Source organism: Streptomyces sp. WAC05374, assembly GCF_004353505.1.
Lineage (GTDB): Bacteria > Actinomycetota > Actinomycetes > Streptomycetales > Streptomycetaceae > Streptomyces.
The window spans coordinates 31809-58391 of the sequence record NZ_SMNQ01000026.1 but is presented as its reverse complement, the minus strand read 5'-3'; the positions used below and the strand labels follow the sequence as shown (position 1 = coordinate 58391).

At 70.4% G+C, this 26583-nt stretch carries 25 protein-coding genes and 1 pseudogene; 10 read left to right on the top strand and 16 right to left on the bottom strand.

The features are described 5' to 3' along the window. Window positions 1-129: 129 nt before the first annotated feature. The 5 genes from E2B92_RS30740 to E2B92_RS30720 form a co-directional block, all read right to left on the bottom strand. Complete coding sequence (locus tag E2B92_RS30740) at window positions 130-429, bottom strand: DUF6355 family natural product biosynthesis protein (RefSeq protein ID WP_126884840.1); 300 nt, start codon at window positions 427-429, stop codon at window positions 130-132. A 536-nt stretch (window positions 430-965) separates the two neighbouring features. Beyond that, the gene (locus E2B92_RS30735; protein ID WP_126884839.1) at window positions 966-2495 is read right to left on the bottom strand and encodes an NHL domain-containing protein; all 1530 of its coding nucleotides are present in this window, start codon (window positions 2493-2495) and stop codon (window positions 966-968) included. Between the two features lie 111 nt (window positions 2496-2606). Beyond that, window positions 2607-3053, bottom strand: coding sequence for a PDZ domain-containing protein (locus E2B92_RS32780; protein WP_160159806.1), 447 nt, complete (start codon window positions 3051-3053; stop codon window positions 2607-2609). Between the two features lie 392 nt (window positions 3054-3445). Next, window positions 3446-5302, bottom strand: coding sequence for an FG-GAP-like repeat-containing protein (locus tag E2B92_RS30725; RefSeq protein WP_126884837.1), 1857 nt, complete (start codon window positions 5300-5302; stop codon window positions 3446-3448). A gap of 66 nt (window positions 5303-5368) precedes the next feature. Then, window positions 5369-6088 carry a hypothetical protein gene (locus E2B92_RS30720; protein ID WP_126884836.1) on the bottom strand — a complete coding sequence of 240 codons (720 nt, stop codon included), beginning with the start codon at window positions 6086-6088 and terminating at the stop codon, window positions 5369-5371. A 411-nt stretch (window positions 6089-6499) separates the two neighbouring features. Between E2B92_RS30720 and E2B92_RS30715 the strand changes: the two genes are divergently transcribed. Both E2B92_RS30715 and E2B92_RS30710 read left to right on the top strand, forming a co-directional pair. Then, window positions 6500-7594 carry a hypothetical protein gene (locus tag E2B92_RS30715; protein WP_126884835.1) on the top strand — a complete coding sequence of 365 codons (1095 nt, stop codon included), beginning with the start codon at window positions 6500-6502 and terminating at the stop codon, window positions 7592-7594. A 45-nt stretch (window positions 7595-7639) separates the two neighbouring features. Further along, entirely contained in the window at window positions 7640-8143 is a 504-nt protein-coding gene (locus E2B92_RS30710; RefSeq protein WP_126884834.1) for a hypothetical protein, read from the top strand. A 411-nt stretch (window positions 8144-8554) separates the two neighbouring features. Here E2B92_RS30710 and E2B92_RS30705 read toward each other — a convergent pair whose 3' ends face one another. The 4 genes and pseudogenes from E2B92_RS30705 to E2B92_RS30685 form a co-directional block, all read right to left on the bottom strand. Further along, window positions 8555-8902, bottom strand: a complete 348-nt coding sequence (locus tag E2B92_RS30705; protein ID WP_126884833.1) for a PRC-barrel domain-containing protein — start codon at window positions 8900-8902, stop codon at window positions 8555-8557. Between the two features lie 301 nt (window positions 8903-9203). Next, window positions 9204-9386: pseudogene (locus E2B92_RS30695) on the bottom strand (serine hydrolase); the annotation flags it as partial. A 118-nt stretch (window positions 9387-9504) separates the two neighbouring features. Continuing rightward, a complete protein-coding gene (locus tag E2B92_RS30690; RefSeq protein ID WP_126884831.1) occupies window positions 9505-10476 on the bottom strand; it encodes an SMI1/KNR4 family protein in 972 nt (323 codons plus the stop codon). Window positions 10477-10900: 424 nt separating this feature from the next. Next, window positions 10901-11830 carry an AraC family transcriptional regulator gene (locus E2B92_RS30685; protein WP_235024057.1) on the bottom strand — a complete coding sequence of 310 codons (930 nt, stop codon included), beginning with the start codon at window positions 11828-11830 and terminating at the stop codon, window positions 10901-10903. Window positions 11831-11943: 113 nt separating this feature from the next. Between E2B92_RS30685 and E2B92_RS30680 the strand changes: the two genes are divergently transcribed. After that, window positions 11944-12624, top strand: coding sequence for an NAD(P)H oxidoreductase (locus tag E2B92_RS30680; protein ID WP_185923562.1), 681 nt, complete (start codon window positions 11944-11946; stop codon window positions 12622-12624). Window positions 12625-12704: 80 nt separating this feature from the next. Here E2B92_RS30680 and E2B92_RS30675 read toward each other — a convergent pair whose 3' ends face one another. Together E2B92_RS30675 and E2B92_RS30670 are read right to left on the bottom strand one after the other, a co-directional pair. Further along, window positions 12705-13310 (bottom strand): hypothetical protein, encoded by a 606-nt coding sequence (locus tag E2B92_RS30675; protein ID WP_126884828.1) that lies wholly within the window; start codon window positions 13308-13310, stop codon window positions 12705-12707. 418 nt (window positions 13311-13728) lie between these two features. Beyond that, on the bottom strand, window positions 13729-13926 hold the full coding sequence (locus E2B92_RS30670; RefSeq protein WP_126884827.1) for a hypothetical protein: 198 nt from the start codon (window positions 13924-13926) through the stop codon (window positions 13729-13731). A 379-nt stretch (window positions 13927-14305) separates the two neighbouring features. Here E2B92_RS30670 and E2B92_RS30665 point away from each other — a divergent pair, with 379 nt between their 5' ends. Further along, window positions 14306-15058 carry an ASCH domain-containing protein gene (locus tag E2B92_RS30665; protein ID WP_200836985.1) on the top strand — a complete coding sequence of 251 codons (753 nt, stop codon included), beginning with the start codon at window positions 14306-14308 and terminating at the stop codon, window positions 15056-15058. A gap of 121 nt (window positions 15059-15179) precedes the next feature. Here the strand turns inward: E2B92_RS30665 and E2B92_RS30660 are convergent, their stop codons facing one another. The 3 genes from E2B92_RS30660 to E2B92_RS30650 all read right to left on the bottom strand — a co-directional run bounded on the left by E2B92_RS30660 (window position 15180) and on the right by E2B92_RS30650 (window position 18715). Continuing rightward, window positions 15180-16157, bottom strand: a complete 978-nt coding sequence (locus tag E2B92_RS30660; protein ID WP_235024056.1) for a hypothetical protein — start codon at window positions 16155-16157, stop codon at window positions 15180-15182. A gap of 958 nt (window positions 16158-17115) precedes the next feature. Beyond that, window positions 17116-17679, bottom strand: a complete 564-nt coding sequence (locus E2B92_RS30655; RefSeq protein ID WP_126884569.1) for a GNAT family N-acetyltransferase — start codon at window positions 17677-17679, stop codon at window positions 17116-17118. Then, window positions 17666-18715 (bottom strand): alpha/beta hydrolase family protein, encoded by a 1050-nt coding sequence (locus E2B92_RS30650; RefSeq protein WP_235024055.1) that lies wholly within the window; start codon window positions 18713-18715, stop codon window positions 17666-17668. Before E2B92_RS30650 ends, E2B92_RS30655 begins: the two co-directional genes overlap by 14 nt. 190 nt (window positions 18716-18905) lie before the next feature. Here E2B92_RS30650 and E2B92_RS30645 point away from each other — a divergent pair, with 190 nt between their 5' ends. Continuing rightward, window positions 18906-19574 carry a GNAT family N-acetyltransferase gene (locus E2B92_RS30645; protein WP_126884574.1) on the top strand — a complete coding sequence of 223 codons (669 nt, stop codon included), beginning with the start codon at window positions 18906-18908 and terminating at the stop codon, window positions 19572-19574. Further along, complete coding sequence (locus E2B92_RS30640; RefSeq protein WP_235024053.1) at window positions 19571-20500, top strand: PaaX family transcriptional regulator C-terminal domain-containing protein; 930 nt, start codon at window positions 19571-19573, stop codon at window positions 20498-20500. Before E2B92_RS30645 ends, E2B92_RS30640 begins: the two co-directional genes overlap by 4 nt. A gap of 238 nt (window positions 20501-20738) precedes the next feature. On the opposite strand, the gene E2B92_RS30635 is transcribed toward E2B92_RS30640, so the two are convergent. After that, window positions 20739-21029, bottom strand: a complete 291-nt coding sequence (locus E2B92_RS30635) for a hypothetical protein (protein ID WP_126884567.1) — start codon at window positions 21027-21029, stop codon at window positions 20739-20741. A gap of 475 nt (window positions 21030-21504) precedes the next feature. Between E2B92_RS30635 and E2B92_RS30630 the strand changes: the two genes are divergently transcribed. From E2B92_RS30630 to E2B92_RS30615, 4 genes are all read left to right on the top strand, one after another. Beyond that, complete coding sequence (locus tag E2B92_RS30630) at window positions 21505-21903, top strand: DUF5958 family protein (RefSeq protein ID WP_126884566.1); 399 nt, start codon at window positions 21505-21507, stop codon at window positions 21901-21903. A gap of 175 nt (window positions 21904-22078) precedes the next feature. Continuing rightward, window positions 22079-23449 (top strand): hypothetical protein, encoded by a 1371-nt coding sequence (locus E2B92_RS30625; protein ID WP_160159805.1) that lies wholly within the window; start codon window positions 22079-22081, stop codon window positions 23447-23449. A gap of 99 nt (window positions 23450-23548) precedes the next feature. After that, the gene (locus tag E2B92_RS30620) at window positions 23549-24064 is read left to right on the top strand and encodes a DinB family protein (RefSeq protein WP_126884564.1); all 516 of its coding nucleotides are present in this window, start codon (window positions 23549-23551) and stop codon (window positions 24062-24064) included. A 444-nt stretch (window positions 24065-24508) separates the two neighbouring features. After that, a complete protein-coding gene (locus E2B92_RS30615) occupies window positions 24509-25081 on the top strand; it encodes a TMEM175 family protein (protein WP_160159804.1) in 573 nt (190 codons plus the stop codon). Between the two features lie 357 nt (window positions 25082-25438). Here the strand turns inward: E2B92_RS30615 and E2B92_RS30610 are convergent, their stop codons facing one another. Beyond that, the gene (locus tag E2B92_RS30610; protein ID WP_327437505.1) at window positions 25439-26569 is read right to left on the bottom strand and encodes a tetratricopeptide repeat protein; all 1131 of its coding nucleotides are present in this window, start codon (window positions 26567-26569) and stop codon (window positions 25439-25441) included. Between the last annotated feature and the right edge of the window lie 14 nt (window positions 26570-26583).

Below are 26583 nucleotides of genomic sequence, written 5' to 3'. Positions count from 1 at the left end.
CGACCGCTCGGGCCGCCCAGGGGCTCTGCCACGGCCACGCCAACGGCATGATGCCGCCGGCTCAGGGAGGGAACCCCAGGGCCCGGAGAGGCCGTCGGCCTGCCGACGGCCCCCACCCGTGATCGAGGGCTAGCAGGTGCTGCCGGTGTACCAGGCGTACTTGACGGTCGATGTCGGCCCGAGGGGCGTGCGGCCGGGCGCGACGCATTGGGGATACCCGCTGTCGTTGTGCCGCTCGACGCGGATCCAGACATTTCCACTGTTGGCGCAGTGGCGGTAGTACGCCTGGCCTGCTGCGTGGTCGGGGTCCCATCCGCACGCGCGCGCATCCATCGGTGCGGCGGCGGCAGGGGCAGCCGTGCCGCTGACGCCCAGAGTGAGCATCAGTACGGCTGCCAAGCCGAAGACCTTTGTGTGGCGTAAGCGCATGACTGATCACCTTCCATGGCGCTCGGAAATGCAAGAGACAGTGGGCGTGCCCAGGTTGCGGCCCGGTCGCCGCTCCACGCCCTTCGCTTTCGATGCTGCCCGGTACGTCGCTGGAAGGTGAGCCTTTCGAATGTCTTCGAAAGGTCCCACGCCCGACGAGCCGGCGCCCACGGCGTCAGCGGTCATGCCACCCATGCGTGGACTCAGCAGGTCGCCGCTGGCTTCGGCGGCCGCCTCACTCCCAGGGCCGCTGCGGCTTGGCCAACCTGGTCCGCCTCGAATGCGGCCCGCTCCAGTGGCCGCACGGTTTGCCCCCTGTTGATCCCGACTCGGTGGCCGCGGCCGCATCCGCAGGCATGCGGGTGGGTAACGGAGGCGGCGCTGAAGCAGGGAAGCGGCTCACGCGCGGACAGGGCATGAATGATGAGCCGAAGAACGACGGGGTCACCCGGCCCCCGAACCCGAGGCCGACCAACGTCCGGCTGAAAGGGCAGGGGGCAGGACCGGCGAGGCCGCTCCTGCCCCCTGCTCGTGCGTCACACCGGCAGCAACTGCCACTGCCTGCCCCGGTGATCGCCCTCCGCCCAGCGCTGCGTGATCACCACAGCCGCGTTGCTGTCGACGCCCAGAAGCAGACCGCTGCTCCGGTTCGCGATCTCGTAGACCCGGGGGTCGTCGGTCACGGTGCCCACCGGGATCAGCCGCCACTGCTGATGGTGCGCCTCGTCGCCTTCGTAGGCACGCTGCGCGACCACCGCACCGGCCGTCCCGTCGGCTTCGTCGACCTGCACGACCTTTCCGCTGCGCACGTTCTCGAGGGTGTACACCACCTCGCCGCTGTCGCTCTGCCCGGCCAGGACCAGCCGCCACCGCTGCGACGGGCGGGGAGCGGCGAGCGACTGCTGGATCCTGGCCCCGTCCTTGAGCGACTCGCGCGTGACGCCGATCCGCAGTCGGCTGCGGACGCTCGCCCAGGAAACCACCGTGCCTGATGCGGGCAGTCCCGCCATGGCGGCCGCCGCGACCTTCCGGACGCGGTTGTTGACGTAGTCGGCGATGTAGAGAGCGCCGACACAGTCGACCGCGAGTCCGAAGGGATAGTTCAGCTCGGCGGAGGTGGCGGGGCCGCCGTCACCGCTGAAGCCGTCCGTGCCCGTGCCCGCGACCGTGCTGATCGTGCCGTCACCGGCAACCTTGCGGACCCGGTGGTTGTTGTGGTCGGAGACGTAGAGGGTGCCGGTGGTGTCGGCCACCACGCCCAGCGGGAAGTCCATCCGGGCGGAGGTGGCGGGGCCGCCGTCACCGCTGAAGCCGTCCGTGCCCGTGCCCGCGACCGTACTGATCGTGCCGTCACGGGCGACCTTGCGGACCCGGTGGTTCTCGGCATCGGTGATGTAGAGGCTGCCCGCGCCGTCGACCGCGACGCCGTACGGGCTGTTCAGTCGAGCTGAGACGGCAGGCCCGCCGTCACCGGAGAATCCCGGGGCTCCGGTCCCGGCGACTGTGCGGATCTGCCCGTCCGGTGTGACCTGCCTGACCCGGTGATTGTCGGTGTCGGCGATGTAGAGGTTGCCGGTGTCGTCCACTGCGAGCCCGTACGGACAGTTCAACTCGGCGGCGACGGCGGGGCCGTCGTCACCGCTGAACCCGCCACTGCCCGTGCCGACGACCGTGTCGATCCGCCCGTCTGCTGTGACCTTGCGGATCCGGTGGTTTTCGGAGTCGGCGATGTAGAGGTTCCCGGCGCGGTCCACCGCCAACTCGCGCGGGCTGTGCAGATGGCCTGCGGAGGCAGGGCCCTGATCACCCCCGGACCCAGCGGTGCCGGTTCCTGCCACGGTGCGGACCCTCCCGTCCGTGGTGACCTTCAGGACTCGGTGATTGTTGTGGTCGGAGACGTAGAGGGTGCCCGTGCTGTCCATCGCGAGGCCGTAGGGACGGTCAAGCCGGGCCGCGACGGCGGGCCCGTCGTCTCCTGTGGCCCCGGCGTCTCCGGTGCCGGCGACCGTAGTGATTGCGGGGGCGATGTCTTCGCCCTCCGTTGCTGCTGTCTGGGCTTTGCTCATCTCTATCCCCTCACCGTGGGCCGGGCGGCCAGGAAGGAAGCCTCGTGATCGTGTCCGAAGGCCGCGGGAGCGGCAGGCGGGTGGTGCGCCCGCGCGCGGGCATCGGGGCGATCACTCGTCGATCGTGTACTGCAAGGTCATCTGGGTGCCGTTGCGCGTGATGCCCACGGGCACTGTGGTTCCGGCTCGCTTGCCGGCGAGGATGCCGTTGAGGGAGGGCACCGACGTGACGGGCTGACCGTCGACGGAGGTGATGATGTCCTTGTCCTTGAACCCCGCGGCGGCGGCGTTCAGATCGGGGTCCACGAAACGAACGCGGGCGCCTCCTCCCCCGGGGACGCTGCTGACGTACCCGCCGAAGGCCCCGGGCGTGCCTTGGGTGATGTTGACGGTCCAGTCCACCGTCACGCCTTCGAAGGTGAGACTGCCGGTGAACCGGCCACCTGCCATGGGCGCGTCATGGGCGGCGACGACGTCGACCTTCCAGGGCCGACTCCACACCCAGTTGTTGCCCGTCACCGAGAAGCCGGCGGACGACCCGTCGGGGGCGATGGACACAGGGCAACTCATACCGCTGCACCAGGGGTCCACCCGGACGATGCGTGTGTACGGCGGAGCCTGGATCTTCACGTTCTCCGGCCTTGAGCGGACCCGCCCGTCCGGCGGGAACTCGACCGTCCTGGCCGGTCCCGGGGCGTCGAGATCAGGGACGGACGACGGAGGCGTCGGCGCCCGGAGCGCCGTGACCGCACCAGGAGCGGCCGCAGCAGTGGCTCCGGGCGCCAGCCCTCCGAGCCACAGGCTCGCTCCCAGTGCGAGTGCCGTGCATGCCGCCGTGGACCTGCGCATGAATCCTCCCGAACGTGAAGCAGGCAGAGTTGTCGATGCAGTACAAGGACCGGCCGGGGTGGGGTGGGTTTCGCACCGGTGGTCTGTTCCGGCCCGGGCTCTTAACGGGTTCGAAAGCGGCGGTAGAGATTGCGGGCCACGTACACGCCCGGTCCTCCGAAGCCGACGATGTCCACGCGTCCGTCGCCGGTGATGTCGGCGAGGAAGCGGGGGTGGTGGCCAATCCGCCAGGCGCCGGCGTCGTCGTCGTGTCCGAAGCCGCGGCAGACGAGCTGGGCCTGCTCGAACGTGCCGTCGCCGAGGTTGTGGGAGACCCAGACCCCTTCGTCGCCGAAGCCGACGATGTCGGGGGTGCCGTCACCGCTGACATCGGCGAGGAAGCGCAGATGCTTCGTGGCCGTCCATCCCTGGGCGGTGCCGAAGTCGTTCAGGACGAGCTTGGAAGGCTCGAAGGTGCCGTCGCCGCGGCCGCGTGCGACGACGACGCCGTGGGAGCCGAAGCCGATGATGTCCGTCGCCCCGTCGCGGGTGGCCTTCAGCAGGAACCGGGGGTGTTCCCCGGCCGAGGCCCACCCCTGGTCGGTCCCGAAGTCGTCGAGGACGTACAGGGGCTCGGCGAAGACGCCCTCCTCGTCCTGGAGGGAGATCCAGACGCCGTCGTCGTGGCAGCCGACGATGTCGAGGCGGCCGCTGCCGGTGGTGTCGGCCAGGAAGCGGGGATGCTTGTCGGCCAGCCACCCGCCGGCCTTCTCGTCGTGGCCGAAAGCCTTGAGAGCGGGCTCGGCAGGGAGTGGCGCGAATTTCCCCTCCTCGTCCTGGAGGGAGATCCAGACGCCGTCGTCGTGGCAGCCGACGATGTCGAGGCGGCCGCTGCCGGTGGTGTCGGCCAGGAAGCGGGGATGCTTGTCGGCCAGCCACCCGCCGGCCTGATCGCCGTGGCCGAAAGCCTTGAGAGCGGGCTCGCCGTCCGCGGCCGCGAGTGTCCCGTCCTCGTTCTGAGTGGACACCCGGACACCGTCGGTGGCCAGCACCACGAAGCCGGGCTTGCCTTCGCCCCTGATGTCCGCGAGGGTCCACAGGTCCGCGGGGTCAGCGGAGGACGCGGAGGGGTGCAGGATGCGCTCCTCGTCGTCGAACGTGCCGTCACCTCGCGCAGCGGCCGTCACGGCCCCCTTGGCCGGCTTGAGCGCCACGATGTCCGCCGGCGCCTTTCCGGCGGTGTCGGCGAGGAATCGCGCGCCGGGCCCGGCCCACCAGCCCGGCTGTGTGCCGGGGGAGGGCACGACGCCCTCACACTTCCACCCGCCGGCGTCCTTGTCGCTTCCGAACCGGTCGAGGACCAGCAGGAGGTCGCTGAACGCGGGGGTCGCACCGGGTGCGGGCCGCAGCGCCCGCGAGGGGGCCAGCCGCCAGGACTGCCGTCCGTTCCAGTGCCCCAGCCGTGCCCAGCGCAGTACGGGGTCGCTGACGCGCTCGGGCTCGGCCGGGACGAGACGCCACCGCTGGCTGGCCGCGTCCTCGTCATACGCGCGCAGGACGACCGGGGTGCCGTTCCGAACGGGCTCGTCGGGACCGGCATCGAGATCGTGATCGAGGACGAGGACGGTGCCGTCGGCCGCGCTCTCGAGCACGTAGTGATCGGCTTCGCCCTCGACGGGGACGATGCGCCATTGCTGGCTCTTCCTGCCTTCGGCTGCGTCTTCCTGACGGACGCCGCCGTCCGCGGCGGCGGGCTGCTCGAGGACCTTGCCGCCGGTCGCGTTGCGGATCACGTAGACCTGCTCGTCCTGCGCGGACTGCACAGGGATGATCTGCCACTGCTCAGGGGCCGGACCGTCCTCGGGGAACTCACGGATGACGAGCGCCCCGTCCGCGCCAGGCGCGGCTCTGCGGCCGAGGATCTTCCCCGTGGCGGCGTTGACGATCTCCACTTTCACTTCGTGCGTCGGCACGGGCATCGCGGTGCCTCTCCAGGCGGTGCGGACGATGACTCGGGGCGGGTGTCGTGCGGCGGTGGCCGCCGGTCACGTGAAGACGTGGTGGTAGGGGACGTTCCACTCGCTGGGCAGGCGCGGATAGAAGGTGTTGATGACCGTCCCGGTGAAGTCCCCGCCCCAGTTGTGGGTGAGGCTCACCTCGCTGTTGGCGGTCACCGCGTGATCCTTGAACCCGAGGATGGTGTCGGGGTGGGTGATCGGCACGAAGGTGATCCCGCCCCACGGCGTGACCGTGACGACCCAGAGCTGGGTGTCCTCGGGCGCGCCGTTCTTACCCCGCCACTTGTCACCGACCTTGTCGGGCAGGCCCACCTGGACGGTGTCGGCCGTGCTCTGGGGCGCGTCCTGGTGGACGGTGATGCGCCTGCGCTGCGGCTTCGGCGTGCCGTCGTCGCCGCGGCCGGTGTCGGTTCCGCCTCCGCCGCCGGGCTTGGGCGAGACCTGACCGGCGGCGCTCTCGATGAAGTACAGCGGCCGCTGCCCGAAGAAGCCGGCGGGGGTGATGTGCCAGAGGTGGCCCTTGGCCTCCTTGACGGTCTCGTCGAGGGCGGTGGCCAGGTGGACACCCTTGTCATGGCTCGCTTCGCCCAGCTCCGCGGGACGCAAGTAGCCACCGTTGAAGGCATGGACGAGCATCACCGGGCGGTTCTCGACCAGTGCCGCGACGATCGCGTTGTCGTAGCTGTTCACCGCAACCGGGCCGCCGACGACCAGATTGGAAAGCGCCGTGCGCTCTTGGGTGTACATCGCGGAAACCTCACCTGTTCTGGATGCGAGCACAGAAACCTGGGGCAGTTGATGCGGAATTCAACGCAGCCGCTTTGAAGCGAACCCGGGCCTTCGAACGGAAGCCGAGCGGCTGGATGGACAGGGAATCAAAGCTTCGCAATCGAAGCTTCTGGTGGTGGCGTCCGGCAGAACGGTACCCGGGAGCAGGGCTGCCAAAAGTTATCGATCGGGTGAAGCCGGTGCAGAAAGGTCACCTCACCGGCGTTTCGGAAGCTATTTCCAAAAATCGACCACTCGATTGAGTGGGGCATGCTAATACGTCTTCCCCGGTGGGAGCGGGAACGGTAATTTCACCTGCCGGAACGTGCGGAGATTTCTGTTTGCTTTTCAGCGAGCGCGGTTCGGCCGAAATTAGTCGAGGACGGATAGATGCCTTCCACCGCATACAGCCTGGTAGACGCCAAGCGTCAGCCGCTGACGAAGAAGAACCTGCGGGAACTCAACATCGAACAGACCTGGCAGTCCATCCTGAACCACCCCAACCTGGTCTACGTCGACCCCTCCGGCGTGAAGCACAAACCCGTCGGGTTCTCCGTGAACAAGTCGAGCTTCGGCACCTTTCCCGGGACCGCCTTCCAGCAGGGCTGGCTCGCCTACATGAACCTCGGGGAGCCGCTGATCGAGGTGCGGGGCGACATCGGCCAGCCGCCGCCCGACACGTTCTCCTCGCGCACCTACGTCAACCGCAGCCAGTCCGAGATGACCTTCACCGACTCGGTCGACTTCACCGTGTCGAACGGCGTCACCTGGTCGCTGCACGGGGACGCCAAGCTGACCTTCGGCGGCAGCGTCGGTGCCTCGCTCCAGCTACAACTGCAGAACCAGCTCCGCCTGGACCTCCAGTCGCAGCTCGCGGCGTCGTGCCAGAACGGGACGGCGAACAAGAACGCGAACACGGTCACCAACAAGAACAGCAAGGACAGCATCGGAGTCGACAACGCCAACACCACCGAGACGTCGGCCAGCAGCTCGGCGACGAACTCGACGTCGAACACCATGACGAACTCCGTGGGATTCACGACCTCCGGCAGCGCCACCGGCAACGCGTCACTCAACGCACAACTGGCCCTGGGCATCGCGGCCACCGTAGGCGGCTCCCTGACCACCAGTTGGGCCTCGAAGTCGCAGATCTCCGGCAAAGTCCCGCCGAACTCCCGCGTGCAAACCATCGTCACCCAACGGCGCACCCGCAAGCAGTACACCTACGAGATCCCGGTGACCTTCTCCGGACTGATCGCGGTGCAGTACGCCGTGCCGGTGGCGGTCCTCTCTCCCCCGCAGCCCGGCACCTATCCCGGCCTCAGGCGGATGGTGGCCCGCGACATCGGTGACCTCGACCTGGCACCCGGCGGCTTCCGCATGACAGGGCTGGCCGAGGTCGTCTCCGCCCTGGACGTCCATCACACCATGCTCGATGGCGAGAGCCTGACGGTCAGCCAGCAGACGCTCTACAAGCACCCCTGACCACGCGGCACCGCCGCCACGACGACGACCAGAGGTGACGACCAGGTGTTCGACAACATCTTCAACAGCGCCGCCAAGGGCGCGGGACTGTTCTCCGTGACCACCGACAGCACGAAATCCCGGCCGGGCGAGGACGTCGACTTCGAGGACTCCGACGACGATACATACGACGACACCAGTCCCAGCCTGTTCAACAGCGCGATCCACGGCGCCTCCTCCCGCTCCAAGATCGTGCAGGAGACGTCACCCGAGGCGCGGGCCGTCCTGGGAATCCTCGGCTCCTTCATCCGGACCACCCAGGCGTCCGCCGGTGAACAGGGCCGGTACGCCCAGGATCCCGGCTCGGTCACCAAGGCGGCCTCCGCCGGCATGCAGGACGGGAGCGCGACGGTGAAGGAGTACGGCGACCTCAAGAAGGACGAGGATCTGAAGGAGAGGCCGAAGAAGAGCGACTTCACCAAGCCTCCCAAGACCCCGGACGCGCCCAAGGCCCCGGAAGCCCCCAAGGCACCACAGGCGACCGCGGAGAAGCCCACCCGTTCCGAATGAGACCCGAGCCAGACCTGGCAGCGGGTACAACGGCGCGTCACCGGGATGAGCCGGTGCGGGCATCGCCGTGGCGCCTTCGGGGCCGCCGCCAGGGTCCTGACGGGCTGCTCTCATCGGACGGTGCGGTGGTCAGGCCGACCCGGTTTGCCACGTTCACCCGGTCGAAAGCCGGGCCTGCGCCGGACGAGCGCTTCGGCGGAGAGAAGGCAGACGTGAGGGGGGTGACTCCGTCCGGGTGGGGCCGTCGGTCGCCCGCTCGTCGGGGGCTTCGCGGTGCCCGCTCGGCCTGGCATTCATCGCCGATGCCGTGTGCCCGCGCGAAAGGCGCGGATCGGCTCGTGCCGACAGCGCGGTGGCCGTCTCGGGAGGGGGGCCCGCGACGGCCACCGGCTGGTGGTGTGGCATGAGGAGCTACATGTGGTTGTAATACTGGCCGATCTTGCCGTAGTAGTCCGGCTCGATGGGGTGGTGGCGGTCCTTGTCGAACTCGGGCGCGTTCTTGATCTCTTCCTTCGTCCGGTCGACGTAGATCGTGTGTTCCTGGAGGTCGATGCTGGTGATGGTGCCGGCGGGCAGCAGGACGTGCTTGCCGAAGATCCAGACGCCGGTGTCGACCACGATGTGGGCGGCGTCGACCTCGTCGGAGTGCTTGTCGACCTTTCCGATGCTGCCGTCAGTGGCTTCGACCGTGTACCCGGTCAGGTCCGCCCCCGCCTGGAAGCCGGAGATGTCGCGATAGCTCCAGATATTGCCGCTCATGAAAGGCCCGCCTTGTCGTCTCAGGGTCACGGTTGGCCAGCTACGTGATGATCAGGGTGACCGTTCGCTGAGCTCCGCTTGCCCCGCCTTCGGGGTCTGACACCTTCGCTTCCCGGCGGGTCGCCGTCACGGCCGGGCCGTCCGCCGGCGGGGGTCGCTGGTCCCGACGACGGACGGCCGTCGAGACACGGTCGCGGTCGCGGTTGTGGCTGTGGCTGTGGCTGTGGCTGCGGCTGCGGCTGCGGCTGCGGCTGCGGCTGTGGGGAAGGTGGTGGGCTCTGGGGCCGCCAGGGGCGGGGCGTCACCCGCGTGGGGAGGTGGCCTTGCTGTCGTAGACGTTGCCCGGGGTGACGACCTGGGTGATCGCACGGGCGAGGAGCGTGGACGGCTCCTGACCCTGCCGGCGGACGTCGGTGTTGATCATGACGACCAGGGTGGCCTTGCGCGAGGGCAGGTACACGGTCACGGTCTCGTACCCGGCAACCACCTCGGACGTTGCCTGACAGGTGCGGCCCTCGGTCCCACTGGTCGTGGCGGCTTCGCGAGGACGGTTTCCGTATAGGCCTCTTCGAGAGCCACATGCAGGGACCGTCACGAACCGGTCATGGCCGGCCCCTGCCGTGTGGCCGGCCGGTCAGGGGCTGCCACCGCTCTTCCAGCCCGGGGTCGAGCCTGCTGCCCCACACCAGGGCCGCGCCGACGAGGCCGGGCTTGTCCCGGGTGGCGAGAGCCGGGGCTTCGAGCATGTCGGCGACCTCTTCCAGGTAGGTCACCAGCGTGTCGAGCTCGTCGCCAGGGCCTTCGTCGTGGCGCGACCAGCGGCCCAGGTATCCGGTCGCAGCGTCCAGGTAGAGGCCCGATGTGCGGTCGGACACGCCGTAGGAAATGACCGGTATCCAGGCCGCCTTCCACACGGTGATCCGGTCACGCGCGGGGCGGTGCGCGTCCAGTCCGTCCTGCCGCGCTTGCGCGTGCGACTGCTGCCGGTGGAAGGCGACTACGGACTCCGGAGTCATCAATGCCTGGTTGCCGGGCAGGCAACCCGCGCCGTCGACCCCCTCGTCACCCGCGGTCAGTAACCACAGGGCGCGCAGGCCGGCAGGTATGTGCACACCGAGATCGCGCTCCAAGGCAGTGAGGACGGTGGGACTCGCGCCGGCGCGCAGCGCGGCGTGGGAGTCCGGGGCGTGCTGCCGGAGCCAGCCCGAGACGCGCTGCCAGGCGTCGGTGACCTCTCGCCCGGTGATCGTGTCGGAGGCGGTATCGGCCGGCCTGTCATGGGGTTCGTCATGGATGTCGTCGTGGGTGTCGTCGGCGGTCCGGGCGGGCGTCGACGGGTTCACGTACCGGATCTCGATCCGGTCGGGTTCGCGTACGTACCCGATGGTCAGGTCGGGGCAGTCCTCGAACAGCTCGCCATCGACCGACACGGTGAGCGTGCCGGGCGGGCCTGACGGCCGGCCCATGTCCGGGTCCTCGGCCAGCCGGCCGGCCAGAACCTTCAGGGCATAGGGGACGCCGGCGCCGAGCTGAGCGGCGGCGTCACGCACGTGCGGGGGGATTTCGACGTCCACGGCCGGGTGCTCCTTGTCGCTCGTACGGCGGGCAGGTGCCCCTCACACAGTAGGGTCTCCGCAGGTCACGCACGGGTGGCCGGCCGGGGCACTCGACGAGCAGGAACCCTGGGGGTGCGTGTCGAGGCCGGCAACGCCGCCCAAGCGGTCGAATACGGCGGAAAGGGCGTGGCCGCACGGTGGTCGACGGCGATAAGCCGGTGGTCGGTCCTGGGGTGATTGGCGGGCGTGGACGTCCTCGGAGTCCGGGGCGGGGGCGGAGGTGCGGCGGGAGCCGAGGGCAGTCGACGGCGAGGGAGTCGACCGGGACGTCGGGCGGGACGTCGGGCGGGAGGCCCGGCCGGCCCCGACGGCGGCGTTGAGCGCGCGGCAGTTGCGGAGCGCCGTGCGGGAGAAGAGCACCCCCCGGTCGCCGGACCGGGGTTCAGGCCGCCGCGGTGCGGAACATCCTGGGGCTTTGGCCCTTGTGGCGTTTGAACGCGGCGCTGAAGCCGAAAGCGTCGGCATAACCGACGGACCTGCCGATCTGGGCGATGCTGAGGTCGGTGTCGGTCAGGAGCGCCTCGGCCTCGTCCATGCGGCATTCCGTGAGGTAGGCGAGGGGCGGGCGGCCCATCAGCTTGGTGAAGCGCTTGGCGAACAGCGCCCGGGAGACGCCGGCTCGAGCGGCCAGCGACGCCACCGTCCAGGTCTCGGCGGGCCGGTCGTGGAAGGCTTGCAGGGCCGGGGCGAGGACGGGGTCGGCGAGGCCCCGGTACCAACCGGGCGCGTCGGCGCCTGCCTGGTCGAACCAGTTGCGCAAGGTGCACACCAGGGCCCAGTCCAGGAGCCGGTCCATCAGCGCCTGCGAGCCGGCCGAGAGTTGGGCGGCGTCGGCGGCGGCCGTCTCCAGCCAGGCGCAGACCTCGACGTCCTCCGTGATGACCAGTACGGGCGGCAGGGCGCGCAGGAGCCGCTCGTGGCGATGGTTCGAGGCACGGTAGGCGCCCACGATCAGCGCGGTCGCCTCCTCCGAGTCGGTGCCCCAGTGGATACCGCCGAGTTCCTGGGCGGTGCACTCGGCGTCCTTGGTGAAGCAGGCGATCTCGTACGTGGTGTGAGGGCTGTGGACAGTGGTGGGGTGGTCCACGAGGTGGAACGGGGCGGGGCCGCGCACAATGGCCGTGTCGCCCGGGCCGACCGCCCGCTCGGTGCCGTCGGCGAGCATCAGGGTGCCCCCGCCGCGCAGCACGCTGATCATGGTGAGCGGTGCGTCGTCGGCGAAGCGGATGGTCCAGGGGGCCGTCAGTACGGCGTGGGTGACGACCGAACCCTCGGCCCGGATGCCACTCAGCAGTGAGCTCAAGGGATCCATGGAACGCATCGTAGACGATCTCCTATGTTCTGGAGGGTTTCTCCCATGGATCATCCACGCCACCGCGGCTGTACTGGACGCATCGAATCGACCGAGATCAGCCAGGAGTTGACGTGACACAGCACGACAGCCTTGCCAGGACAGCCCTCGTGGTCGTCGCACACCACCGCACCGATTCGCTCACCGCGCACACGGCCCGGCGTGCCGCCGTCCGGCTCGAAGCCGCCGGATACCGCGTCGACCTGCTCGACCTGCACGCCGAAGGGTTCGACCCGCGCATGAACACGGCCGACCAGCCGGACTGGAACAACAGGGAGAAGGCGTACTCGGACGAAGTGCACGCCCACATGCGGCGCATCCTTGACGCCGATGTCGTCGTCGCCGTCTTCCCGGTGTACTGGCAGAGCGTCCCGGCCATCCTCAAGGGCTGGATCGACCGCGTATGGAACTACGGGTTCGCCTACGGCCGTAGCAAGCCCCGCCTCGACGGCAAGCGCATCCTGTGGCTGGGCCTGGCCGGGGCCACGACCGGCGATCCCGTCGTGGAGGGGATGCAAACCGTCCTCGAGACCAATCTGAGCGAAGGCATCGCCTACTACTGCGGCTTCTCCCATTCCACCGTCGGGCTGCTCACCGACGCGGAGGAGCGCCCGCAGCGTGTCGACGCCGAAGGCAACCTCCTGGTCGGCGAAGCGGTCACCGGCGCCGAGCGAGAGGCGCAGTACGCCGATCTCGACCGGCGTGCACGGGAGTTCGTGGAGAAGTTCGTCGCCGAGGAACGTGTGGCGGCCTGACCGCCGGGGAGCCGGTGGCCCGTACGCGCCCCCCGGCCCGTATCCGTCCGTTGGCCGTCCCGCGCCGTGGGAGGCGTACGTCAGGGACGCAGGCCGGCGTGTGCGAGGGCGGCCGCGCCGAGGGCGGCGATGACCTCCTGGTCGCCGCGACGCCAGGCGTCGGCGAACCCGCCGGGCGGGGCGGGCAGCTTGACCAGGGCGGCCGGCGGGCCGGTGAGGGCGCGCAGCGCAAGCAGGTCGGCGCCGCCCGGCGCGTCGGCCAGCCGGCGGACGATCAGGCTGCGGCGCATCCAGAGAAGGCGCGGGGGCAGCCAGAAGATCAGGATCAGGAGCACGAGGACGACGAGGAGAGCCGCCGTCGTCAGGTCGGCGACCTGGGTGACGGTCTCCTGGAACGATGCGCCGGCGTCGGCGAAGCCGGTACTGGCGTCGGCCGCGGACTGGAGCGGCTTGTTCAGGACACCGCCGACGAGCGGTACGTCCGACGCGGCGTCCGCGGCGTTGCCGAGCTCTTCGGCGAGGCCGTCTCCGGAGCTCTCGACCTTCCGCCCCGGCTCAGCCAGCAGCATGATCCTGTCGCGGATGCAGAGCGCCGCCCACACCGTGAGGGCGATCAGGGCCACGGCGGTCAGGTCCGCGAGCACCTGGCGGTTCCGGCGGGCGGGAGTCTGGGCGTAGATGCGCAATGGCGGGCTCCTGTTTCCGTTCAGGGCGTCGAGCAGGATCGGCCATCCGGCCGGCGACTCGGCCGGCCGGTCGTCGGGGTCAACTCTTCCACCGCGCTCCCCGGGCAAACGCGCGAGGCACGGACCATGGCCGGGCTGGCACTGTCGTAGCCGCGACGCACCGCGCTCCGCCGCCCCGGCGGGGCCGGCACCTGCCCGGGAGACGCGAGGGGGCCGATCCGGGACCGGGACCGGGCGGCGTCGCGGCACCGAGGGCCGGGCGCTGACGGCGGCGTACGTGGACGGGCCCGCACGACGGGGGGCGCAGGCCGGGGCAGGCGGTTGCGACCTGGTAGCGGGTCGGCAGCATGGAGGACCGGACCGCGGCCTGCAGAGGAACCAACTGTGCGGCATTCGCAGCCCGTTGACCTTCTCCGGTTCACTTCAGGTTGGCAAGGTGCGGGGTGGACTCGATCGCGCCCATCCGGGCCATGACCGTGCGGATGCGGAGATCGTCGGGCTTCTTCTCCGGTGCGGCAGGAGGATTCCGGCGATGCGGCCTGGATCGGCTGCGGGCGGGCGTTCCCTCCGGAGCGTCTTCCAACATCCGGTCGCCCCACGTCTTGTCCCAGGTCACCGGTGGGAGACCCCTCGCCTCAGCCACCATGCGCCGGTGCGCGAGCCGCGCGGTGAGCGGGAGTGCCCCACCCCGTCGCTACGCGCCCGAGCCTTTCAGCGGCTTCTGGAGCTGCTCGTTCAGGTCGACCTCGCCGGGGGTGGCCGCGTTCTCGACCGCCTCGGTCCGAGCCCTCGCTCGACGCGTTCGCCGCCAGTGCGTCGAACGGCGCGCCGCCTCACCGTCACCGCCGTCGGGGTGTGGCCGGAGTCGGCCGAAACCCTGTGGAGCCGGCCTGCGGGCCGTGGAATGATCTTGGGCGACCGGTGAGGGAAGGAAGGTCGAAGAGGTGTACGTCCCGTCATCCGCGCGAGCTCTCGATGACGACGAGCGTGAGCTCGTGGAGCTGGCACGCCGCACCATAGACGCGCATACCGACGCCGGGCCCGACGAGGACGGGATCCACACGGTGGGCGCCGCGGTCATGGCGGCCGACTACCGGATGTTCGCCGGTGTGAACCTCTACCACTTCACCGGCGGGCCGTGCGCCGAACTCGTGGCGCTGGGAGCCGCACGAGCCCAGGGCGCCCGCCAGATGCGCTGCATCGTCGCCGTGGGTAACCACGGGCGCGGGGTCATCGGCCCGTGCGGGCGCGACCGTCAGGTCTTCGTGGACCACTACCCCACCATGCGCGTCATCGTGCCCACCCCCGCGGGTCTGAGGTCCGTGCTCGCCGCCGATCTGATGCCGCTCGCTCAGCGGTGGACCCCGGAGGCGGGCATGAACGGTCTCGACCCATCGCTCTACCGGGATCCCGAGGCGGCTGGTCCCCCGATCATCCGGTTCAACCCCCGCTACCTCGAAGCCGTCCGCTCCGGCGTCAAGACCAAGACCACCCGCTTCCGGGACCCGGCGCAGCTCGGCCCGGCGAGACTGGTATTCGAGAGCGACCCTGAAGTCGTCCTGCCGGCGGAGGTGACGGGCATCAGGCACTGCCTGGTCAGCGACCTCACCGACCAGGACGCGCAGGCCGAGGGGTTGACGACCGCGGCCCGGCTCCGGGAAGTCCTCCAGGGCCACTACCCCGATCTGGTGGGAACCGACGGAGTGGACGTCATCACCTTCCGGATCAACCACAAGACGGGCGCCTGAACCGCTGATGCGATGGCTGGGCCGCGAGGTGACGACCACGCGGTCCCAGAAACGGCGACCCGCCGGCCGGGCTGGTCGGCCTGGCGGGGCACCCCCGCCGGCTGTCTGGGTGCACCGGTGGTCACCGGGTGCCGGGCATCAGCTCCACGCGGATGCCGTCACGGACGTCGATCACGTACGTCGTACCGGTGGCGTGCGTCCAGCCCGTTGCCAGCAGGTAGTACCGGCCGCCCCGTTCGATGAGCCGCCGCAGGCCCGTGTACCGGTAGCGGAAGTGCGCGTCCTTGCCGAGGTCTTCGACGCGTAGCCCCGGGCCCGCAAGGCTGAGGCGCTCGGTGGACAGTACGACGACGGCCGTACGGCTGACGACGTGCCGGCCCGTCAGACGTGCTTCGGACACTCCCAGGTCGTTGGCGGCCAGCGTCACCGCCCACATGATCAGAAGTGCGGTGACCGACGTTGCCACCGCTCTGCCCGCGGGGCCGGCGGCACGGCCGTCCCGGCGGCCGACGGCCCGCCGGTGCGCGAGGGTGACGCCCAGCGCCAGCGCCAGTGCCGCCGCCCAGCCGTAGGGGTGGGACCACTGCCACAGGACGAGGGCGAGAAGGCCGGCGGGCATCAGCAGCAGATCGGCATGACGGACCCACCCGCCGGCACGGCGCAGGAGGCGGGAGACGGACGCGGGCCAGGGAAGTCCCGTCATCACGCCGGGGCGGAGGGCCGCGTACGCGATGACAGTGACGGCGATGACGACGGGTCTGCGTACCAAATTCAGTGCCTGGATGGCCAGTTCGGGAAAACCGATGCCGAGGGTGAAGACGTCGAGCCGGAAGTGGTGGTAGAAGGCGGTGAGGTAGACCGCGCCGAGGTAGAACATGGCGGCGGCGAGGAGGGAGGCCTGCGCGGCCACCGCGCCGACGAGCCCGGTCGTGGTGGGGGCGGGCGGTACGGGAGTGGCCGCGTCGCCGGATGCGGCGGGGAGGCGAGGGACGGTTCGCCGCGCCGCGGTGACACGGGCGCGCCGGAGCCGTTCGCGGTGGGGGTTGCGGGGCCTGCCGGCGCCGATGGGGGCGGAACGGGCCGTGGGGCGTCCGGTCATCCGCCGGCCGGGCCGGATTCGCCGGGGGTGCCGCCGGGGCCGGGGCAGGGCGGGTTCGACGGGCTTGATGGTGGTGAAGGCGGTGGGTCACCCGGGGGTGAGGGGGTGGGGCTGTCCGACCCGGAGGGTCCGGGGGACGACCCGGTCGCGGGAGGGCAACTGGGGATCGGTGTGTCGCCGCCTCCCTCGCTCGTGCCGCCCTCGCTCGTGCCGCCCTCGCTCGTGCCTCCCACGTCACCGCCGCCGCCGTCGCCGCCACCGCTGGGGTCGATGCCACCGACCGGGTCGGGCCGCGGTCCGCCGGTGGTCGGGGGCAGAGGGACGGGAGGCACGGGGTCACCGCCGTACGACGGGCCGCCTGTTGCACCGCTCGTCGAGGAGTTGCCGGACGGGCTGCTCGTCCGTCCGCCCGAACCGCCGCCGGAGAGCCCGTCGGGAGCACCTGGCGAGCTCGCGCCCTGCCCCGTACCGGACTCGTCGCCCATGCCGGAGTGCTCATCCGTCCGAGCACCGCCGACCGCACTGGCGCCGTCGCTCGACGGCGGTACGGGTTGCACCGTGACGGAGGGCCTCAGGGTGGGCTGCGACGCGCCCCGGTCCGCGTGACCACAGGCCGCGAGTACCAGCGCGATCACCGACACCGCCGCCGGGCGCGCGACGTGCCGCCCCGTCCGTACCACCATGTGCCATCCCCCCATCCGGTGATGGTAGGAGCGGGTGTCCTGCGGCGTACCACTCAAGACCGGCCATCTTCCGCCGCCCGGACGGCGTCAGGGCGGCGTCCCAGGCTGCGGGCGGCGGGACGGCACGCGAAGGAGGAACGTCTCACGGCGGCGCGTGGGGGGCGGTATCACCGGATTCCCCACCTCGCGCCTGTTGGCGTCGGTTGATGCCCGACCGGCGGTCGGGTCCCCTCTTGGGGAATGCGGTCACGATGTGTCAGCCGCCCGCTGGTGTCTCAGGGGCAGGGCTTGCTCATGTAGAGGGCGTGTTCGCCCGAGGACGGGGTGCCGGCGTAGAGCGTCGTGTCCAGTCCGCAGAAGGTGAAGCCCATCCGCCGGTAGGCGTGGATCGCCGGTGCGTTGATGTTGGTGACTTCCAGCCAGATGTGCCCGGCACCTCGCTCGCGGGCGAACTCGGCGGCGTGGCCGACCAGGGCACGGCCGACGCCCTGGCCCCGGTAGGGCGGAGCGACCTCGAGGTCGTCGATGACCAGTCGCCGGTTCCACGGGGCGTAGGAGACAGCGGCGAAGCCGGCCAGGCGGCCGTCGGGGCCGAGGGCGACGAAGGTACGGCTGTCCGGGTCCTCCTCGGCCGCGGAGCCGTCCCCGTCGTCGCTGTTGTCCGCCGGGAAGACTTTGCGGATGGGCGGGTGCACCGGGATCTCCTGGAGGGTGAACCCGTGCTCGGTGCCGGTCACGCGGAAGACGGTGCGGGTGGTGAAGGATCCGTCGAGTGCCTCGATGGCCTCGGTGTCCTCGGGCCGGGCAGTGCGGAACTCCATGTCATCAACGGTCCCCATGCCGACAACCTACGACCGGTCCGGTCGGCGGGGAGCAGTTTTCGGACGGCTTGGGACCGGGGCCCTCTCCCGCTCCGTGCCGCCGCAGGAAACGGGCCTGACGGTCGAGGAATCCCGCCGCGTAGAGCTTCCGTGGTGCGAGTACGGCGGTCGCTGCCAGCCGCAGCGGTGAGCGTTCGGTGTCGTGGTCCACCAGCGAGTGGGTGGCGTCGGCGTAGTGCTCGACGCTCAGCGTGGAGGCGGGGAGGATCTCGCGGTACACGGTCTCCGTCTCCGTGACGTCCACGTTCACGTCGTGGCCGGCCAGCACGAGCAGGACGGGGGTCCCCCGCATGGCGCGCAGGTCGGCGACCGCGTCAGCGGTGTGGTTCTTCGTGATGAACCGCCACCGGCCGGGCGTGATGTCACCGGTGTCACCGACCGTCGCGCGGTACTCCTCGTAGGACGCACCCCGCCGCAGCAGGCGCAGGGTCGTGTCCCGGCGGCGCATGGCCTCCTCGATGCGAAGTTGGTCGGCGCCTTCCCCGCGGAGTTCGGCGAGCAGGTTGTAGCGGCCCTGCCGGAGCCAGTTGACGGCCGGGGAGACGGCGATGACGAACTGGACACGCCGGTCCTTCGCGGCGACCTTCGGCAGCACCCATCCGGCCTGGCTCGCTCCCCACAGCCCTATGCGATCGCCGTCGATGTCGGGACGGGCCCGGGCCCAGGCGACCGCGGCGAGGGTCTCCGCGGCGCGGTCGTCCATGCTCTGCTCCAGCCAGTCGCCCTCCGATCCCGCCACGCCCGGTTTGCTGAACGACAGCGAGGCGTAACCCGCCCGCGCGAACGATTCCCACAAGGGCCGGTAGAAGGTGTCGTGGGTCGCGTCCACACGCCCGTCGCCGTGCACGAAGACCACCAGCCCGAACGGTCCGTCGCCTGCCGGCGGGCGGGCCAGCACTCCCTCCAGCCGATGGCCGTGGTGCCGCAGCACCACACGCTCCTCCCGCAGGGCGTAGGTGTTCTGCCACACCACGACGCCTCCGAGACCAATCACCACCACAAGGGCCCCGACCAGTCCCCACACCAGGCGCCGCCGTCCGCGCCCCGCGCGGACCCGCTGTCGTCGTCTCAGCACCGGACCGCTCCGATCTATCGTTTCAAGAACGCTCGTATTGAAAGTGAACGTACTATAGTTGATAGTGGAGGGAACGGGGACGACGAGAGGGAGCAGTCGCGTGGAGCCCATGAACCCGCACCACCCCACGACGCGGGACCGACCGGGGGGCGGCCGGCGGGCCCAGGCCGTCGCGTACCGACGCGGTGTGCCCGAGGGAAGCGAGAAGGAGGTGGCCGCCCTGTACTGGGAGGCGTTCGGCCGCAAACTCGGCCCCGCCCTCAACCCCCCGGACACCGGGCGGGCCTTCATCGCCGCGCACCTGAACCACGACCGGGGCGTGACCGCACTCACCGACGGGACCGTGGTGGGCGTGGCGGGCTACCAGCTCGGCGGCCGCGCGCTCACCGGCGGCGACGTGAAGGACGTCCTGTCCGCCTACGGGCTCTTGCGCGGCCTGCCCCGGCTCGCCGTCCTCGCCCTGTTCGAACGCACCCCGAAGGAGGGGGAACTCGTCATGGACGGCATCGTGGTGGACGCGCGCCACCGCGCCGGCGGGATCGGCAGCCTGCTGTTGCAGGAGGTCGCCGCCATCGCGGCCGAGAACGGATGCCGTCGTATCCGCCTGGATGTCATCGACACCAACCCCCGTGCCCGAGCCCTGTACGAACGGCACGGCTTCGTCGCCCGGCACACCGAGCAGACGCCCTACCTGCGCCGTCTGATGGGATTCGGTGCCGTGACCACCATGTACCGACCCGTCACCGAGGCGGACCGGGCCGGCGGGGGTGCACGGTGACCGCCCCCGGCGCCCCCGTCAGCGGTACGCGTACGGAACACGCGCCCAGGCCGCAGGTCCCCACCCGGCTGCTGGTGCACGCACTCGTACGGGAGGACGGCACCGTGGACGCCGGTGAGCTGTACAGCGTCGCGGGCCTGCTGGGCATGTCCGACCAGCAGGTGCGGCTGTGTGTCAAACGCCTGGTTGCCGACGGCCGGTTCACCCAGGACGGCCGGGGGCGCAGGGCCGTGCTGCGGGCCGTCGCCGACCCGGCCGGCGCCCTCGTGCCGGACGCGGCGTACGTACGCCACGCCTATCGGCAGGACGCCGGACACTCGCCCTGGGACGGCGTCTGGCACCTGTTCGCCTTCGCCATCCCCGAATCCCGTCGCACCACCCGCGACGCCCTGCGCGACACCCTTCTCCACCTCGGCGCGGCCCCCCTCCAGGGCGGCCTCTACGTCACCGCCAACCCGGTCACCGACATCGTCGAGAGCCACGCCCGCCACCTGGGCGCCCTGGACTCCCTGACCTTCCTCACCAGCACCGACCTGCGCATCGGCACCCTCACCGAACCCGCCGCCCTTGCCGCCGTACTGTGGCCCCTCAAGGACATCGCCGCCCGCTACGAACGGCTCACCGCCTTCGCGCGGCACTGCCTGACCGAGCTGAGCGCGCCGGAAGGGGCCGACGGTGCCGGGGGCGTGGCGGCCGGTCGCCTGGCCATGGCCGTCGAACTGGCGGCCGAGTTCACCACAGCCATGGAACCCGACCCGCTGCTCCCCCCGGAACTGCTGCCGCAGCCATGGCCCGGCGCCCGGGCACGCCGCCTCACCGCCGACTGCTGGCAACGCCTGCGCCGGACGGGCACCGACGGGCCGGAGGGGCTGCGCCTGTTCCGGTTCTACGGCGACACGCTGGGCGACCTGCGCGAGAATTCCTGACAGCGTGGGCTCCATCGGTCCGACTGTGTCCCTGGCCTTTTCAGGTCCCTTCTCGCTGCGCACCGGGCGGGTCTTTGCCGGACCCCGTCCACGCCGGCGGAGGCAGCCGGCAGCCGGGAACGCGCGCCTCGCCGGCCGTGGGCGCTCGTCGAGCACGCGGACGGGCCAATTGATGACCCGCCCGTACAGCAGGCAGGTGATTGAGCGGCATCACGTGCACGGGGCCTCGTCGGCGTCGTCAGCGCTCACGGGTCCTTGACCACCACCAGCCGCCAACGGTGAAGGCGTTCACCGGCGCAGGATTCGGCAGAGTACGACGCTCGAACTCGTCGTCGATACGGGCAACCAGTCGGCCGAGATCGCGCCGTGCGCCGCGGGGGAGGTGAAGCATGACCTCTTCCAGATCGTCGCGGGCATACTCGACCTCCAGTCCGGGCTGCCATACCCGGGACGCCGTCGGACAACGGCCGGGTTGCCTGAACGCCGACTCGAAGCGGGCGAGCGCGTCAGCAACCGCACCGGGCCACATCCGCTCGTCCTCTACGCGGCGGACGGCTGCACGAGTCCTCGCGGAAACGCCCCGGATCCGCCGAACGACAACATGTCCGGGAGGCCGCCACCGCTCAGCACGGACGGCCTTCGGGCGCCTACGTGGCATCGCCCTTTCTGATCAGCATGCTGCCATTCTGCTACGGACGAGCGGGGGGCGTTGCGGGTGTGAGCGCTTCGGTTCGCACTCTGCGCACCCGGTCAGGGGGCGGAGGAAGAACGGGTGCCGACGGGGGGCTCTGCGGGCAGCATGTTTGCACGTCCGAGTACACCGCGTACGGCGGATCTGCTGACACCCACGGCACCACATGGATCACGTGGGCCGGCGACCGATTCTCGGCTTCGTGTGCCGGAGCTGTCTGTTTCCGGCCAGTCGGCCGGGGCGGGCTCTCGTTGCCTGATTCCACTGAACTCGACTCCGCGGTGAACCACCGCTTGCACGACGGAAGACAGGCATGACCCAACGCGACGTCATACTCAATGAACTGGCTCAGGGGCTCCGCCCGATGTCACAAGGCATCGCGTGGTTCGACGCACTCGACCCACAGGAGCAGTCCGAGGCCCTGCTGTTTCTGCGCCACCACTGTGTCCAGGCACGTGCCACCGCCGAGGACGGACCGGAAAGCATCCACCGTGCCGGTCTGCGCCCGACGCACACGCCGGCGGTGCTGATCACACAAGGTCGGATCAACGAGCAACTGGGGAAAATCGCCTCTCTCACTCCCCGCGGCGAACGCCGAAAGGCGTTCCGACTGCTGATCGCGGTGCTGGGGATCGCCGACGCACGACGCCGCGAACGCCATTGCTCGCACGGGTGCGGTCACTGGTGGCACAGGCTGTCCGCCGGCGGCTGATCCTCCGTCGGCACCTGAACCACGACTCGGCTACCGGATCAGGTGCGTAGGCTGCCGGCCGTACCGATGGCAGAAGGTGCCGCGCGGACGGGCTACGAGGCCACATACGCTGCTCCGGTGAATGTGGATGATCTTGAATGGCAGGCGGACAGTCGGAGGAGTCAGTCCACGCGTCGTGGACCTGCTCCTCGAACACGGACACCTGGACCTGGTGGTGCGGACAGCGGGCGAGCGCGGGGACTGGTTCTGCGCACAGGGCGCGGTACGGGAACTGCTCATGGTGGGGGAAGCCGAGCGGGCCTGGGCGGTGATGCAGCCGTTCGCGGGTACTGGGGGGCTGCCTGCGATTTCCGCCGGCGCCGACATCCTGCTGAAAATGAACCGGTTTCCGGAGGCGTTGGCCCTGGCGCACCCGGACGGAGTGACGCATAAGCTCGGCGAGGCGTGCCGGGTCCACGCGGAAGTACTGGCGCGGGCGGGGCGGGTCGATGCGGCGATAGAGGTGCTCGTACCGCACCTGCGGGACGATCGGCTGCTGTCGTTCCTGGTGGAGATGACCGAGGGACAGGGCCGGGACGAGCAGGTCCTTCGACTGATCACACCGCTCGCTGAAGAGGCCCGGCGGATGCACGCAGAAGGTCGACGCTCGACTCTCGGGACGGCCCTTGCTCTCCAGGCGAGTGTCCTGGAGAGGTCCGGACGCGTGGAAGAAGCGATCACGGTTCTCGGCTCCGACGTGGCCGCACGCCGGTCCGGCCTCGAGCTCACGACCACGTACTACGCGAGGCTCCTTGCGCGGCACGGGCGCGTCGAGGAGCTGTGGCAGTTGGCGACCGGCGGTCCTGAGTACGCTGCTTTCGAGCCCTTGGTGAGGGTCCTGGAGGAAACGGCGCGGGCCGAGCAGGCCGAGACGCTGCTGCGCGAGCACATCGCCACCGACCACTGTCCGGGCAACTACCAGGTTCTGCTCATGGAACTGCTCGTCCGTCAGGGCCGCCTCGACGACGCCGTCGAGGCGGTGCGGCCCACGTTCGAGGACCGCTGGAACGGCCTTCTGCAGGCGGCAGTGACCGTGCTCGCCGAGCACGGACGCCACGAACAGGCCCTGCGACTGCTGGAGGAGCGCAGTCCGGAGTTCCTGGAGGAGAGCGCGCACTGGATTCCGTCCAACCGCTGGTCGCTGATGGGAGAGTCGGGCCGTTGTCGTGAAGCCATCGCGGAGATCGAGGCGACACCCGGGCTCGAGCCCGAAGAACGGGACGCGACCTTGGCCTGGTTGCTGGCCCAGGACGGGCGCTCGAACGAGGCCATCGACCTGCTTCGGTCCCGTGCTCATCACCACGCCACACAACTGGCCGAGCTGCTGATCCGGCAAGGCCGCCCCCTTGAAGCACTCGCCGCGATCCCCGGTGTCCCTGCCCAACGGGAGGCGCTGAAGCAGCGGTGGGGCATCCGTGGCAGCGAGCAGGAGTACGGTGGCAGTTGCGTCGGCGAGTGCGGCGGTACGGATGACAGCGGGGGGAGCATTGAGGACCCGCCGTTCTAGACACACTCCGGCCTGTCCGGACATGGTCCGGCCCCCTCCGGCTGCTTTCTCCGATGAATTCGGTCGACACTCGTGCCGAGCCGCGCCACACTCCTCGCGATGACTCAACGAACCGACACGCCTCCCGCGTGGGACGAGCGTACGCAGCTAGTGACCTTCCTCGACTACGCCCGTGACACCGCGCGGGCCAAGTGTGAGGGCGTGTCCGCCGAAGACGCCCGCAAGGCCCCGCTCCCCAGTTCACCACTGATGACGATGTGCGGACTGATCAGCCATGTGCGGTGGGTCGAGCACTACTGGTTCGACGTGGTCTTTCTGGGTGAGGAGCTCGCGGGGCCGCTCGCCGAGGCGACCGACGACGATCCGGACCCTGAGATGCGGACAGCGGTCGACATCCCGCTGTCCCAGCTTCTCGCCGAGTACGAGGAGCAGAGCGCCCGCTACCGTCGCCTGGTGTCCGACCACGAGCTGAACGCGACGGCCAAGCGCCCCATCCGCGACGGCCGCCACGTCGACCTCCGGTGGGTGCTCCTCCACCTCATCGAGGAGACGTCCCGCCACAACGGCCACCTCGATGTCGTACGCGAGCTCGTCGACGGGCGGACCGGCGCCTGAGACCAGTCGTAGGGGTTGCGGAATGAAGTCGCAGTCGGATCGGTGCCGCGGTGACCGTGCCGTGCCGGGGCAGGCGTGACCCTGCTTGTCGACCCGGGTGGGCAGGGCGCTCTCGCACAGGTCGATCTTCCGCTGCCGAGCCGGCCGACGGGGTCGGGACCGGCGGGCGCGAAGGCGTTGCATGGCGAGGAGCTTGCAGGCCGGTCTGCCCGGAATGGAGCCGTACGTCGGGGCCCTTTCGGCCCCGTACGAGGATCCCGCTCGGTCTACGAGCGCGTCGACCGGCGCGAAGCCGCCACGAAACCCTGGCGCCGGCCGCCGGCGATGGACGACGGGGACGCGCGACACGCACCGGCGGCGGTGGGCTCCCGGGCGGGCAGATGCTACGACGGGTGCGTGAACAACGGTCACGGGCAACCGGCGCCAGGAATGATGGCGGACCGGATGCCCAAGCACAGGATCCTCGCCCTGACGGACGGCGTGGTGGCGATCGCCATGACCCTGCTGGTGCTGGATGTCAAGCTCCCGGGAGGGCTGGGTGGTGAGGCGCTGCACGAGGCCCTGGACGACGTCCTGTCCCAGGTCGGTGCGTTCTTGCTGAGCGCGGTCGTGATCGCGCTGTTCTGGCGGGCCCACCAGGCCGCGCTGCGGGAGGCCGAGTCGGTGGACGGCGGTTTGTTCTGGCTGAACGTCGCGTTCCTGATCCTGGTCTCCCTGATTCCGTTCCCGACGCGCGTCCTGGAGGACTACTCCTACCGGCCCCTCGGCCCAGCCTTGTACGGGGCGGTCATCGGGGCGGCGGCGCTGGTGCTGTACGCGGCGGAGCTGCACATCGCCCGGCGCCACCGGCACGCGTCCTGGCGCAGTGTCGCCCTGCCGGCGCAGGCCTTGGTGTTTCTGCTGTCGGTGGCGATCGCGTTCTGGTCCCCGCTCGCCGCCATGTATAGCTGGATCGCCACTGTTCCGCTGTCGCTGCTGGCCCACCGTCTCACGGTCCGGCCAGCGTCGTCGGGATGATCCCGCGCCCCTCCGCCCAGGGGTGCGGCTTGCTTCGGGCCGAGGTCCCGGAGCGGCGGGTGATTCCCTGGCCCGGCACCGGAACTCGCCTCGGTGCGGTGGGCGTGTGGTGCCGTCACCGGCCCTTGGGCGCGGTACCTCTCGTGCCGTTGGCCGGCGCCGCCCTGGTGGAAGTTCTGCATCTGCGGTGGTGATGGCGCGTTCCTCGTCCCCGTTCCCCTCTCCGTCGTGATGACCGCGGGGTGGCCAGGAGGAGGTGGCTGAGGGGGGTCCACGCGGCCCGCCGCCGCAGCCTGGTCGAGGTCGGATGCCGAGCTCCTCCGCCGCGCACCTCAGCTCGCGCCCGACAGCACGAGCTCAGGCCTGGCCGTGGTCCATCTTCTCCAGTCGGCGGCGTACCTCCTCGGCCTCCCCCGTACGGTGGAGCACGTCCAGCACGTGCGCCCACTGTTCGAGCGCCGCTCGCAAGGAGGGGGCGTAGCTCTCGGGGTGCGTCGAGGCCAGCGGGGTCAAGAGCTCGGCTGCTTCCCGCGCTGCCGACAGACTCCCGGGGAGGTTCTGCTGCTCTTCCTCACGCAGCCATGCAAGAAGCCTGAGGGAATGCGCCAGGACATGCGTGTACGCGACGGGTTCGTCCGAGACCACGCGCCGGTTGTGCTCCAGCGCCGATTCCGCCGCCGGCAGTGCCTCCCCTGTCCTGCCCGCCAGGAGCAGCGCACCCGCGTAGTTGGTCAGCGCCCAGCCCTTGCCAGGGTTGTCACCGGCCCGCTCGAAGGCCGTGGCGGCCTGCGCGTACCTGTTGGCAGCAGCGTCCGGCCGGTCCGCCTCCTCGAGGGCGGCTGCCAAACTCAGCAGGGTCGTGGCTTCATTGCCGTGGTCGCCCAACCCGCGGCAGAGGTCAGCCGTCCGGGAGAGGACGGTGACAGCTTCTTCGGCACTGCCGCGCGCCAGCAGCGCCTCTCCGAGGGCATGGGATGCCCGCGCCTCGTAGCCATGGGCGTCGAACTGCTTGAAGAGTCGGGCGGCCCGGGTGAGGGTGCCGACGGCCTCCTGGGTCCGGTCCGTCTGCTGCAAGGCCTCGCCGAGGTTGATCAGAGCCAGGGCTTCGCCGTACTGGTCGCCGAGTACCCGGAATATCTCCGCGGCCCGGGTGAGGCTGCCCATGGCCTCCTCCGTGCGCCCCGTAAGCTGCCACGCCCCACCGAGGTTGTTCAGCGCGGCAGCTTCGCGGTGCGGATCATCGAGGCGCGCGTGGATACGAACGGCCCGGCTGTGGGCCGCGATGGCCTCCTCGTACCTGCCCACATGCTGCAGAACGCCCCCGAGGCTGGTAAGGGCCGAACCCTCTTCGGCCTCGTCGCGAATGAGGCGGAAGGTCTCAGCGGCCCGACTGTGGGCCGTGATGGCCTCCTCATACCTGCCCGCTTCCCGCAGTGCCGCGCCGAGGTTGCCGACGACCGAGGCCATCAGGTGGGGCTGGTCACTCAAGAGAGCGAGTATCC